This is a genomic window from Heliorestis acidaminivorans, assembly GCF_008933955.1.
Lineage (GTDB): Bacteria > Bacillota > Desulfitobacteriia > Heliobacteriales > Heliobacteriaceae > Heliorestis > Heliorestis acidaminivorans.
This window is the reverse complement of the sequence record NZ_WBXO01000005.1, coordinates 138,301-150,258: the sequence shown is the minus strand read 5'-3', so window position 1 is coordinate 150,258 and position 11,958 is coordinate 138,301. Positions and strand designations below refer to the sequence as shown.

General features: G+C 38.6%; 12 protein-coding genes, 4 tRNA genes and 1 pseudogene. 1 reads left to right on the top strand and 16 read right to left on the bottom strand.

Translation table 11 applies throughout. From position 1 onward, the window contains the following. Positions 1-85: 85 nt before the first annotated feature. The 13 genes and pseudogenes from F9B85_RS08295 to F9B85_RS08235 form a co-directional block, all read right to left on the bottom strand. Positions 86-307, bottom strand: a complete 222-nt coding sequence (locus F9B85_RS08295) for a hypothetical protein (protein ID WP_151619921.1) — start codon at positions 305-307, stop codon at positions 86-88. A 93-nt stretch (positions 308-400) separates the two neighbouring features. Next, positions 401-589: pseudogene (locus F9B85_RS15030) on the bottom strand (amphi-Trp domain-containing protein); the annotation flags it as partial. A 115-nt stretch (positions 590-704) separates the two neighbouring features. After that, positions 705-789, bottom strand: a tRNA-Leu gene (locus F9B85_RS08285). Positions 790-800: 11 nt separating this feature from the next. Then, positions 801-876, bottom strand: a tRNA-Thr gene (locus tag F9B85_RS08280). Positions 877-879: 3 nt separating this feature from the next. After that, positions 880-956, bottom strand: a tRNA-Arg gene (locus tag F9B85_RS08275). A gap of 8 nt (positions 957-964) precedes the next feature. Further along, positions 965-1,039 (bottom strand) — tRNA-Gly (locus tag F9B85_RS08270). A gap of 114 nt (positions 1,040-1,153) precedes the next feature. After that, positions 1,154-1,639, bottom strand: coding sequence for a PulJ/GspJ family protein (locus tag F9B85_RS08265; protein WP_151619920.1), 486 nt, complete (start codon positions 1,637-1,639; stop codon positions 1,154-1,156). Further along, positions 1,636-2,124: a GspH/FimT family pseudopilin gene (locus F9B85_RS08260; protein WP_151619919.1), complete on the bottom strand. Its 489-nt coding sequence runs from the start codon at positions 2,122-2,124 to the stop codon at positions 1,636-1,638. Before F9B85_RS08260 ends, F9B85_RS08265 begins: the two co-directional genes overlap by 4 nt. Positions 2,125-2,139: 15 nt before the next feature. Next, the gene (locus F9B85_RS08255) at positions 2,140-2,661 is read right to left on the bottom strand and encodes a hypothetical protein (protein WP_151619918.1); all 522 of its coding nucleotides are present in this window, start codon (positions 2,659-2,661) and stop codon (positions 2,140-2,142) included. Beyond that, positions 2,658-3,041 carry a type IV pilus modification PilV family protein gene (locus F9B85_RS08250; RefSeq protein WP_151619917.1) on the bottom strand — a complete coding sequence of 128 codons (384 nt, stop codon included), beginning with the start codon at positions 3,039-3,041 and terminating at the stop codon, positions 2,658-2,660. Before F9B85_RS08250 ends, F9B85_RS08255 begins: the two co-directional genes overlap by 4 nt. Before the next feature lie 56 nt (positions 3,042-3,097). After that, positions 3,098-3,553 carry a prepilin-type N-terminal cleavage/methylation domain-containing protein gene (locus tag F9B85_RS08245; RefSeq protein WP_151620023.1) on the bottom strand — a complete coding sequence of 152 codons (456 nt, stop codon included), beginning with the start codon at positions 3,551-3,553 and terminating at the stop codon, positions 3,098-3,100. Between the two features lie 123 nt (positions 3,554-3,676). Next, positions 3,677-4,795, bottom strand: coding sequence for a type II secretion system F family protein (locus F9B85_RS08240; RefSeq protein WP_151619916.1), 1,119 nt, complete (start codon positions 4,793-4,795; stop codon positions 3,677-3,679). Positions 4,796-4,807: 12 nt separating this feature from the next. Further along, positions 4,808-6,127, bottom strand: coding sequence for a GspE/PulE family protein (locus F9B85_RS08235; protein WP_151619915.1), 1,320 nt, complete (start codon positions 6,125-6,127; stop codon positions 4,808-4,810). A 421-nt stretch (positions 6,128-6,548) separates the two neighbouring features. Between F9B85_RS08235 and F9B85_RS08230 the strand changes: the two genes are divergently transcribed. Further along, complete coding sequence (locus F9B85_RS08230) at positions 6,549-7,277, top strand: glutamine amidotransferase (RefSeq protein WP_151619914.1); 729 nt, start codon at positions 6,549-6,551, stop codon at positions 7,275-7,277. Between the two features lie 66 nt (positions 7,278-7,343). On the opposite strand, the gene F9B85_RS08225 is transcribed toward F9B85_RS08230, so the two are convergent. The 3 genes from F9B85_RS08225 to F9B85_RS08215 form a co-directional block, all read right to left on the bottom strand. Further along, the gene (locus F9B85_RS08225; RefSeq protein ID WP_170270334.1) at positions 7,344-8,069 is read right to left on the bottom strand and encodes a DUF3784 domain-containing protein; all 726 of its coding nucleotides are present in this window, start codon (positions 8,067-8,069) and stop codon (positions 7,344-7,346) included. A 154-nt stretch (positions 8,070-8,223) separates the two neighbouring features. Further along, a complete protein-coding gene (locus F9B85_RS08220) occupies positions 8,224-9,306 on the bottom strand; it encodes a copper amine oxidase N-terminal domain-containing protein (protein ID WP_151619912.1) in 1,083 nt (360 codons plus the stop codon). A 108-nt stretch (positions 9,307-9,414) separates the two neighbouring features. After that, positions 9,415-11,880: a hybrid sensor histidine kinase/response regulator gene (locus F9B85_RS08215; protein ID WP_151619911.1), complete on the bottom strand. Its 2,466-nt coding sequence runs from the start codon at positions 11,878-11,880 to the stop codon at positions 9,415-9,417. Positions 11,881-11,958 lie beyond the last annotated feature (78 nt).

Below are 11,958 nucleotides of genomic sequence, written 5' to 3'. Positions count from 1 at the left end.
ACAAGTAAAGTGCAAATAAAAAATTTATCCTGTCAAAACATCTATAAAGATCTGTGACAGGATATTTGCTAAATAATTTTAGAAGTTATTGATTACAAGGTGTGCTCTTACTTTTTAAAGCGCTATTTGCTTCTTCCTCAAAGCGACCTGTTAGATCTCCTAACAAAAGACTTGCTTGTTCTAGCAACCGTAAAGCTTCATCAACTTTCTCATATTCATTAGCTTGAAAGTGCGCCATCAAAGATTCCTGAATAGCTAAAAGTGCTTGATCGGCCAGTTCTAGAGATGCTTCTTGTGTTTCTTTCACGTTATTACTCCTTTATAGAAAAAAGTCATCTACCATAGGATAGTACAAAAGGTAAAGACTTTCAAGAGAAGGTTCTTACAAAGGAATTATGTTCTATTTTATAACAATATTATCTACTTCTCCCAAAGGTCTCCACTCTATTTCAATCTCGAACTTCTGCTTGTCCCCTTCTGTTTCGTACTTTAACTGTAACTCTGTTTTTCCAGCAGGGCGAATCTCAAATTCTTTTTCACCTTGCGTAACATGAAAAGAGCCTTCACGGCTAAGCTTGTCCGCGATAAGACGGAGAAAATCGCCTCCTCACTCTTTCTTGAGTTCATTATAACTTTTACTTATAAGGTTGACAAGAAAAAAGCCTTTTACTGTACTCTAGTAAAAGGCTTTTGTTAATTTAATTTGGTGCGAAAGGAGGGACTTGAACCCTCATGGAGTTACCCACACGCCCCTCAAACGTGCGCGTCTGCCGATTCCGCCACTTTCGCATTATAATTTGTGGAGCCACTGGCCGGGATTGAACCGGCGGCCTTATCCTTACCAAGGATACGCTCTACCGACTGAGCTACAGCGGCTTATGGCGCGCCCGGAGAGATTCGAACTCCCGACCTGCTGATTCGTAGTCAGTTACTCTATCCAGCTGAGCTACGGGCGCATTCATAATGGAGCGGAAGACGAGATTCGAACTCGCGACCCTCGCCTTGGCAAGGCGATGCTCTACCACTGAGCCACTTCCGCATACTGTATCTATCGGTATTAACAACTTCTTGTCTCTTGTCATTCATCAGACAAGTTTGCTGTGTTGCAACGACCTCTATATATATATCATAGCTTATCGAAAAATGCAACCCTTTATTTTAAGTTTTTTAGTGGAATAACTTCATTGTAAAACTCTACATAATCACCTTGATAATTTTTCTTTTGCCTAATCGTAATCAAGATAGGGCTATAAGCAGAGCTCTCATCAAGGGAAGGAAGTTTTCTAATCTCCAGAGCTTCAATACCTGATGCTAGTGGCTTAGCATCACTTCTATGTCTTCTCTGAATAGTTTCTTTATTATCAAGATAGTAGTCTACACTCTCCCATCCGCGACTAGGATGGAAGACCTGGCATTGAATACGATTCTTTTGAATGATAAAATCTCTTCCTTTGCGGATATCCATACTAATCCAATGCAATGCCCAGCGGGCACTGTAGATTCCATCGTAGTGATGATTTTGTTTATGTGACCGCTCTAGACCTAGATTTAATAATTTGGTTGCCGTAAGTCCTAGCAGGGTAAATATAACTACAACAAAAAGCACTTCGAGAAGCGTAAAGCCTTTTTGATTTTTCATTCTCCTGCTCCTGGTGCTTCTTTGGAAATACGTACACGTCCATTCCGTGAGAGGATTATATAACGTAGATGACCTCTTTCGTTTTCGAGCATTACTGTACCCCCCATGGTCGGGTTGATAACTCTTCCATCGACAGAAAAATAAGCACGATCCTTGTCGTAATAAAAACTTGTGGCGTGTATACGTACACCTGCAGGCAATTCCCGTCTATATTGTAGATCGTAACCACTTCGGTTTACTGTGTACTGCTTCAATCCAGTAGGAAAGTAAATCGTGAAATTATTTCTTTCTTTAACAGCTTGTTCACGAGCCCAGTGCATATCAGCTTGTACTTGCCGCGCCGCCATATTCAACTTGTATTCAGCTAGGCTATTGTACATAGTAGGTAAGCCTAAAGAAAGCAGTATCCCTACAATAGTCATAACGATAAGGATTTCGATTAAGGAAAAAGCCTTATGGTTCTTAATTATTTTACTTATCGTCATCTCTTCCCAACCTCATTAGAAAACAATGTCGTATTTACTGCGCAGTTCCATGTAACTAAGGGAGGACCAACCTGCTGGAGGTTTTGTTAGAGATAACTTAGCCTCTAGCTCATGCTCACCTCTGCCGTCACTAGACCGTGCTAGAGAAGTGATGACTAAGTAAGACACTATTGTATTTCCTGATACTCTATTTACAACGGCAAGCTTCACTGTAACTGTTATGGGCTTGCTACTTTCTTTGTATAGTTGAAAAGGAACAAGCTTAGGTCGAAGAAAAGCAAGTAGAGCCTGGCCTTGTAGCTTTTCGCTTTCATCTTGCTCTGCGTATTGACGTACCAAGGCATAGACCGTCTCAAGGCCTGCTTCAGCACCGTAATATATTTGTTTTGTTTCTTTTTCTGTCGCAACAGATTCCAAGCTTTGCATACCCAGGGAGATTACCATGGTTAGTATCAGGAAAAGAAAAAGGATCATGAAAAACAGATAAGGTAAGATAATTCCCTTCTCGTTGCTAAGGTGATTTATAAGTTTTTTCATCTTTTAGACACCCTGCTAGTCAAAACTACTTCTTTACCTTCACTAGTCCATACCTTCACAGTTACTTCTTTTAGTTCCCAACTCGTGCCTACATCTGTTACATAAACTTCACAGTCGTATTCTTTAGGTATGAACACTGTTGTGGGAAGAGTATCTTGAGCTTCTTGCCAATCTAAGATCATTCCTGTCGTTTTATGTTCAAGAATTGCTCGAGCTAGATAAAGAGCTTTAATCTCTTCATTGCTGTATTTTTCTAGCTTTTCTCCCAAAAACAAAGTTTTGATAAGACTAATCATGACAATAGAAAGAAGGGTAAAAGCAATGACTATTTCAATCAAGGTTGCGCCTTTTTCGTTGTTTACTTTGAGGAGATGGTACATCTTTTTACCCTCCTTTTCACGGGGTAAATCACAGAGAGATAGACAACAAAAGGACTCTAGGTAGGATCATCATCTTCCTTATATGCAACTTTTAACCTACCCTCAACTATAGAAAAAGTGACTGTAATCATATGTTCATAACCTATAGGACCAGAAGAAGATACCTCTACCTCTTTATCAGTTTTGAAATTGTAGCTGTATGGTTGATTCCAGGGATCTTTATATACTGAATCACCATTATTAGTAGAACTAGGAGCAACTAGTTCGTAATCTAGAAGATTGCTCTTATTTATCTCATCTAGTTTTGGTAACTTACTATTCTCTAGAAAATGGGATCTTACAGCTGTCTCAATAGCTAAAAAATCACTTTTCACACCCGCAAGTTTAGCTTTGTCTGGTGCTCCACCTACCTTCGGTATCATAACGACGATAAGAATACCGATCACAGCTACAACGACAATCAATTCGATGAGAGAAAAGCCCTGTTGGTTTTGAAAAATCTTTTTTCTCATTTTTACTATCCTTTCATTGCATGCTATCCATTTTTTGCTTAATCTTTAGACTTTAATGAACTTTCATGAAGAGGTTATAACTAGCAAAGTCTCTGCTTTACACTTGTTGATGTCTGAGGATAGTTAGATACCGAGTAGGTCTATAACTTCGAACATAGGTAACAGCATCGACAAAACTAAAACAGTAACCATAGTACCCATAAACAACATTAATAAAGGTTCTAAAAGTGTTGATAGCCTTTCTGACCTTCGACTACTTTCTTTTTCATAAAATTCAGCGACTCGGAGCAGTAAGCTATCTAAAGAACCAGTCTCTTCTCCAACTGTTACCATTTGGACCATTAAATTCGGGAAAAAAGGTTGACTTCTTAAAGGCGTTGAAAAGTTTTCACCTCGGTGAATCGCTTCTACAGCTATGTCAATTCCTTCGATAAGAACTCTATTGCCTACTGTTTTACGTAAAACTGCTAAGGACTGCGTAAGTGGTATACCGCTTCCTAACAATGTACCTAAAGTTCGACAAAAGCGAGCTAGTAGAACTTTAGAGAGTAAAGTACCTATGATGGGACTCTTCAGCAGTAGCTTGTCTACCCTATAGAGAAAAGCCTCACTTTTGGGATAGCTTATGTACGTCAAGAGAGCTATCAAGAAAAGTAGCAAAAGCAAAAGGCCATAATCTTGTAAAAAGAAAGAAAATGAAAGCAGTAAGCTGGTAATTAAGGGAAGATCTGCACCTAAGCCTATAAGCATATCCGCAAAAAGTGGCATGATAAAAGTAAGGACAAAAAATACTACAGCAATAGATGCTATAAGCAAAATAACTGGATAAAACAAAGCTGTCTGTACTTTTTTTATTAGTTCACTTTCTTTTTCTAAGTGAATAGACATGTAGCTCAAAACATCATCTAAAATTCCACCTAGTTCAGCCGTTTCAATCATTTGCACGAAGAGTATTGGAAAAGTTTGAGGACAGCAACTTAAGGCTTCCGATAATGTTTGTCCTTTCCGAACTTCTTCTCTAACTATAGCGATAGATTGACGCAAGCTTTTATGTTCCGTTTGCTCTTCCAAAATAGTCAGAGCACTGTAAATAGGTATACCTGTTCGAATCAGCAAAGCAAAATTACTGCAAAAGAAAGCTAAATCTTGCTTATTTACTTTTTTGGTGAAAAAGGGAGCTTTGCCAATGGCACTTTTCATGCTCTTTTGCCATTGTTGTGCTTTTATCAATAAGAAAGTCATGAACCGTCACCTTCAATCGATCCGATAAGCTACCCTCATCACTTCATGTACTGTTGTGAGCCCCTGTAAAGCTTTGTAAATGCCGTCTTCGCGCAAAGAATTCATACCATTAGCCGTAGCCGCTTGGCGAATTGTCTCCACAGATGCTTTGTTCATCAAGAGAGTGCGCACTTTCCTATTCAAAGCGAAAACTTCTTGAATTGCTATTCGACCTTTATAACCACTTTGGTTACAAGCTTTACATCCCTTACCTCTATATAATGTTACTTCCTTGTCCTTATCGATATCTAGAAAAAAGCGCTCCTGTGCCTCTGCGGCAAGGCTGTAGGCACTTTTGCAGTGCTCACAAATCTTTCGCACCAATCTTTGAGCTACAACTCCTACTATAGATGAAGCTACTCGATAAGGCTCTAGCCCCATATCTATTAATCTAGTCAGAGCACCAGGCGCATCGCCTGTATGTAAAGTAGAAAAAACAAGATGACCTGTAATAGCCGCTCTAACAGCAATATCAGCCGTTTCGCGATCTCTAATCTCACCGATCATAATTACATCGGGATCTTGTCTTAAGATAGATCGTAAAGCTGTAGGAAAAGTAAGTCCCGCTTTGCTATTAATTTGTATCTGGCTAATGCCTTCCAATACGTATTCAACGGGGTCTTCAATCGTTACTATTTTCTTATCTCGATTATTTAAGTATTGAAGACTGCTGTATAAAGTTGTCGTTTTCCCCGAACCTGTTGGTCCTGTTAGAAGAATCATGCCGTAACTACTTTGGAGCATAGGTAGGTAGAGAGGCAGAATCTTTTCTTGAAAATGCAATTCCGATAAAGATAAGGGCACTTTTTCTTTATCTAAAATGCGAATAGTGCAGTTTTCCCCAAATATTGTTGGCAAAGTAGAAACGCGTAAATCAATGGGTTTACCTTTTTCTTCGATCTGAATGCGTCCATCTTGAGGAATTCTTTTTTGAGCTATGTCCATATGGGCTAAGACTTTGATTCTTGATAGCAAGGTTCTGTGGATAAGAGGTGGTAAAGCCATCTGATCTTGTAAAATTCCATCAATACGGTAACGAACAATTGTTTTTCCTTTGTGTACTTCTATATGAATATCGCTTGCTTCTTTTTGCAATGCTTCACGAAAAATTGAATTGACTAAGGGGATTATTGTCTCTTCTTCATCTAATAGCTCTTGTTCTTCTGATTCAACTTTTTCTATCGGAATTTTTTTAGTTCTTTCAAGCAGGGAAGTACTGTAGCTAGCACCATAGGCCAAGCTTTCTCGAAAAAACCAGTTTTTCTTTCCTTCATCAGTACTTCCTTGACTCATGAAGCTTTCTCCTTTCTTTTTCTATAGTTTTATAAGTGTTTCAATTATGTTGTTTTTCATAGACTGTTGTTCCAATATCCTCCTTTCTTCTTTATTCTCCAACAATTGTGTTGGAATTTCTTTCTTTGTCAGCTTTTGTTTGATTTTATTCTGGGTTATTCTCTATCTTTTTCCTAATTCCTCTTTTTATTGTAAAAGTTTTTTAGAGTTTTTTTGTTTTCTTGTAAATTATTGTAATGAGATTCCATGAGAAAAGCACTCGTCTTAGCCTCGAATAGCCCACCTTATGCTTCTTATGCTTCCTATCTAAGAATACATAATACTTTACCTAATATCTTACAAAAAACAAATTCCAATGGTAAGATTATTGTGAAAAACTTCTATTATAGTAAAGCTCTAAGATGACCGGAGGAATTCGTTTATGCAAAAGCTTGTCATTATCAAAGCAGGTTCTACTTTTCCCTCTCTAATACCACAACAGGGTGACTTTGAAGATTTTATTATCAGGCAAATTGATTTAGATAGGCGCGATGTAGTCGTTGTAAAAGCTTTTGAGGGAGAAGCTTTACCTGCTCTTGAAAATGTTGCTTCAATTATAATCACAGGCTCTCATGGGATGGTAACAGATCAGGAAGAGTGGATGCTTTCGCTAGCTAAGTGGTTGCGTACAACAGTGGAAGCGAAGATCCCCATCTTAGGCATTTGTTATGGTCATCAGTTGTTAGCTTATACTTTTGGAGGCATCGTAGATTACCATCCTAGGGGCATTGAAATTGGAACGGTGTCAATTGAATTGACTGCTGAAGGTCACAAAGATCCTCTCTTAGGTCAGATGCCTTCTTCTTTTAAAGGTCATGTAACCCATGCACAGACAGTTCTTCAATTGCCGCCAGATGCAACTTTGTTAGCTCGCAATGATTTTGAAGGTCATCATGCTTTTGTTATCTTTGAACATATCTGGGGTCTACAATTCCATCCTGAATTTACTGCAGATATAACCTATGCTTATGTCGAAAAACAACGAGAGAAACTGCTATCGCAAGGTCGGGACGTTGATGCAATTATTACTTCTATTGAAGACCATGACTATGGACGACAGTTATTGCAACGCTTTTTAGCTCTAGCTCACGACAAGAATTCAGCAAAATAGCTTTCTCAATAATCCAAAAACCAAAGCTCTGCCCCTTTGATTTAGATCATAGGGCAGAGCTTTCTTTTACTGTTCTAATATTTTTCTGTTTATCTCTTCGTAAATTTGGCGACTTTTGTCTTCATCACGGAAGTTAAGCACTATAGGTTTTTCTTTAGTGTATATAACTAGATAAGGGCCTTCTCGACTATGCAAATGGAGTCTACTACTACCCCACTCTTCTAATCGATAATTTCCTTTTTGTATAGGGCCTATGCTTAAACCATTCGTGCGAATCACAATCTTAGGAATATTATCTTGCAAGCGCACTTCTTCGATTTCAGCAAAAGCAATATTCTCACTATAAAAACCGCTAACAAGGATTCCTTCTGCTTCAATTGTTACTTTAGATTCTTGTATTGATCCCCAAACCAAGCCTACAAAAAACAGCATGATTACTATGGTAAAAAGGATAGCTCCCTTAGATTTATTTTTCTCAGTCTTTGGTGTAAACTTTTGTGCACCTATGAGAATAATTAGGATTCCTATAACAAAAATAGCCCAGACCAGATCAGCAAAAAAAGGGTAACCCATATGGCCTAAAAGTGTACCAATAGCGAGTAGTAGAGCTAAAAAGATCAGTCCATTGCCTACAAAAGGAAAAAGGCCACTTTCTTGCATATATTTTTTATCTTCTTCAGAAGCTGTGTTGTAACCGGCCATTAAATCATGGAAACGTCCTGCACGAAAAGCTATACCAATAAGAGCGAAGATAACGATAACAATCCAATTGGCTATTAGCAGTAGTTCCACACCCTTCGTATTGTAAGTTTTTGATACTAAATTGATTGTATAGATGGTTATATTCTATCACATAAGCTTTGATATAGTAGCTACTCAAGTCAGTATAGTACTTCTAAAAATGAGAAAAAAGCCCACGCAAAATGGTGGGCTTTTTAGCTTGCTCTTATTCTACTTGATCTTCTAACTCTTCTTCTTCTGACTCATCCTCTTCTAGTTCTACTTCCTCTTCTTCTACTTCTTCATCACTTTGGTCATCGTCATTGTCATTGTTAGTATCTTCATCTTCTGTTACATCATTTTCGATGCCATCGTTGGTCTCTTCTTCTTTTCGTTCTTCTTCAATAATAGGTTCTTCAATAACAGGTTCTTCAACTTCATCTTCTAAGACAGCATCTTCTTCAATAATATCTATATCGCCTGTTTCTTCGTCATAGAGCACTTTATCGCCTAAAGCTAGACTAATAAAACGTATTGGTACAAGGGTTCGGTTGTTATGAATACTAGGGGCGACATCTATAGTTCTTTCTTCACCATTGACATAGATAGTTTGGCTATCTAGAGAAAAAACAATCGTTACATCATCTCTAGTGATGGTGATTATTTTGCTTTCTTCGTTCCAGTCTACCCTAGCACCCATGCCCTCTGTAATAGCTCTTACTGGCACTAGTACTCGACCTTCGCGAATGACTGGTGGTACGTCAAACTTCAGCTTTTGTCCATGCACATAAAGACGCTCTTCTACGGCACGGTTTTTTAGAGCTTCTTTCTCTACCTTAGCTAGAGCTTGATTATGTTTCCGCTCTAGTTGCCTTTCTTTTTGTAGAGCCTTCTTCTGGTTTTGAAGGTCTTTTTTCGTTAAATATGCTTTTCTATCATTTATTTCTTTTATCTCTTTCTCATCTATCTTAACTTCTTCATCATCTATGGTAACCTCTTCTTCAACCTCTGTTGCTTGGTCTTCTTGAAGAAGCAGATCTGTTTGAAGAAAAGTTACTTCAACTTGTTCCACTTTATCGATAACCTTTTCTGCTTCTTGGTTAGGGGAAGCTTGGGGCTTCTCAGCTTTTGGCCCTGCTGGAATGTTTCTTTCTCTTAATGTTTCTTGAACAGCAGAGCGAACAGCCTGACCTGAGTTACCCTTTTGTCCTGGTGCTTCTTTTTTCGCTTCTACTTCTCCTATAGCTACAGTAGTGACAAGAAAGCCTGTAACAACGATTGCACATGCGGTTTTTACTACATTATGCACTTTACCACCCCTTTGTTTTTTTAGTGAAACTATATTAAGATTGTACTTTTTCTCAGAAAAACCAGAAAGAGTCGCAGGTCCTGATTAATTAGGACCTCAAGGGAGCGCTCAGTTTTCATAAGGCAAGAAGCGAGCCAGTTCACTGACCAGTTCCTTTTTGCTAACAGGCTTTCGCAAAAAACCTACACAACCAGCCTTACGCACTGTTGCTTCTTCTTCTTCTAACACTGATGCGGTACAAGCAACAACAGGAATATGAGACAGTTCATCATCCATTTGGAGAACTTCCATAACTTCATAACCGCTGAGTATAGGTAGTTTCATATCAAGCAATATGAGCTGAGGTTGATATAGGGCTATAGATTCAAGGGCTTCTCGCCCATCTTTGGCTTCAATAACACGTAAATTATGATCTTGTAGATAATCTTTTAGCAATTGTCGATTAGTTTCTATATCATCAACAATTAGAAGAGTAGATTGAGAAAAACGAATTTTTTCCGTATCAATGTCGTCCAAGCCATCTTCTACTGCGCTTACTTGTTGCACCGGAGCAATTCCTCGCAATAATACCTGGAAGGTACTACCTTGGCCAACTTCACTTTCTACGGTAATGCTACCGTCCATTATTTCAACGAGACGCTTCGTAATCGCCAGGCCTAACCCTGTGCCTCCATATTGCCCCGTATCTTGCCCTTTCTGTTGTACAAAAGCATCGAAAATAGCTTGCTTTTGTGACTCTTCAATGCCAATGCCACTATCTTGCACAGCAAAGATTAAATCAAAAGTCCCATCGGCGTTCACGGAACTGCCTTGTTGTACATTTATAGCTATATAACCGCTATGTGTAAACTTAACGGCATTTCCTAGCAAGTTAAAAAGCACTTGACGTAGTCTAACATCATCAATCATAACCTTAGCAGGTATGTTGGAAGCTATTTCCATCTTCATTTCTACACCTTTAGCTTCTAGCAGATGTAAAAAAGCCATTTGCACTTCATTAAATAAGTTTTTCAGGTCTGTTGGTCGATGCTGAATCTCAATACGTCCTGCCTCAATTTTAGACAAGTCAAGGATGTCGTTAATAATTCGAAGCAAAGTTTCGCCATTAGACGAAATATAGTTTAAGTATCGTGCTTCTTGTTCATCTTTGACTTGATCTTGCATAATCTCCGTAAAACCTAGAATAGCGTTCATTGGTGTGCGGATTTCATGACTCATATTAGCCAGAAAAGCGGCTTTCGCTTGAGCGGCCATTTCTTTTTTCTGATTCGCTTCAATTAGTTCTTCATTTTTTTGTTCTAATTCTCGTGTCCGTTCTTCCACTTTATCTTCTAAATGCCCAAAAAGCTCTGCCAATTGTTTGGCCATTTGTTGAAAAGTTTTTCCTAGTTGACCAACTTCATCATCACGGTTGATCTGCAATGGATAATTCCACTTTCCTTTGGCGTATTCTTTGGCGGCATCATTCATCTCAACAATTGGTCGAATGACCCATTGTGAAGTTGCTATACCTACGAGAATAGCTATTAGAAGTGCCGCTCCGATCAGATATAAGGTTATCTCCGTATTTTTCTGAATATAGCCCATAAAGTCTTTTTCGGGAACAACACATAGGATCAGCCAATCAAGTCCATATTCCTGAAAGGGCGTAACTTGAATATATTGTTTTTCTCCTTTAACCGAAAACTCCAATTGTTCACTGGCATAAATACTTTCTAAGCTACCATAGTAACTCTCTAAAAAATTCGTCACTTCTGCTACTACAGGAGTACTACTCTGTACGGCCATCAGTCTTTTCATTGTACCATTATCGTTCATGCGAAAAGTCCGTTCCATGGTAGAGGTAGCAATCATTTGCCCATTTCGTTCCATTATGTAAGTCATACCTGTTTCGCCGACTTGTAAGCTATTTAGAAAGTCATTAAGTCCTGATAATACATAATCAACACCAAGAACTCCGTAAAGAGTTCCTTCTTTGTTGTAAAGAGGATGAGCAGATGTTATAGCAAGGTCTGTAAATACAAAGTGACGATAAATTCCACTCCAGGTTGGTTGCTCTGCCTCTACCGCCGCTTGATACCATGGTCGAGTGCGGGGATCGTAGTTTTGGAAGACTTCTGTAAGCTCTTCAGCAACTCCGGTAGGATCGATAGTATAGTAATGAGAATTAGGACCTGTTTTATTATCTACGATAACCTGTTCAAGGTCACCATTAGGCATACGTCTAGTTCCAAAAAAATGTCCTTCTGTTGTCCCGATAAAGGTATAGGCAATATCAGGAAAAGACTTGATCTGATGATAAAAGAAGCGTTCTCTCTCTTCTTTATTCTGCAAATCAAGCATATTTGTTTCCAAAACATTCGCATTCAATTGATTGACTAGAGGTGGAGTGTCCATGTGGTTTTTTAAGTGGTCATAGATTCGTTCTGTAATCTCAGACCGTAACTTTGTAGTTACATCAGAAACTGCTTCTTGACCGTTTTTCCAAGACAACCATCCTGTAAGACCGACAACGATCATTAATTGGATCACAAAAGGAACGATTAATACTAATCGCAATGGAAGTCTCTCCATAAGCCCACCGCCTTACAAAATTATAAAAAAATAGCCTGCATTGTGCATGTTCGTGCAAATATTTTAGTTAGACTATAA

Excerpts from the sequence above, each read along its gene's own strand:
- F9B85_RS08265 (WP_151619920.1), bottom strand. The coding sequence starts at position 1,639 with ATGAAAAATCAAAAAGGCTTTACGCTTCTCGAAGTGCTTTTTGTTGTA.
- F9B85_RS08260 (WP_151619919.1), bottom strand. The coding sequence starts at position 2,124 with ATGACGATAAGTAAAATAATTAAGAACCATAAGGCTTTTTCCTTAATC.
- F9B85_RS08255 (WP_151619918.1), bottom strand. The coding sequence starts at position 2,661 with ATGAAAAAACTTATAAATCACCTTAGCAACGAGAAGGGAATTATCTTA.
- F9B85_RS08250 (WP_151619917.1), bottom strand. The coding sequence starts at position 3,041 with ATGTACCATCTCCTCAAAGTAAACAACGAAAAAGGCGCAACCTTGATT.
- F9B85_RS08245 (WP_151620023.1), bottom strand. The coding sequence starts at position 3,553 with ATGAGAAAAAAGATTTTTCAAAACCAACAGGGCTTTTCTCTCATCGAA.
- F9B85_RS08240 (WP_151619916.1), bottom strand. The coding sequence starts at position 4,795 with ATGACTTTCTTATTGATAAAAGCACAACAATGGCAAAAGAGCATGAAA.
- F9B85_RS08235 (WP_151619915.1), bottom strand. The coding sequence starts at position 6,127 with ATGAGTCAAGGAAGTACTGATGAAGGAAAGAAAAACTGGTTTTTTCGA.
- F9B85_RS08230 (WP_151619914.1), top strand. The coding sequence starts at position 6,549 with ATGCAAAAGCTTGTCATTATCAAAGCAGGTTCTACTTTTCCCTCTCTA.
- F9B85_RS08215 (WP_151619911.1), bottom strand. The coding sequence starts at position 11,880 with ATGGAGAGACTTCCATTGCGATTAGTATTAATCGTTCCTTTTGTGATC.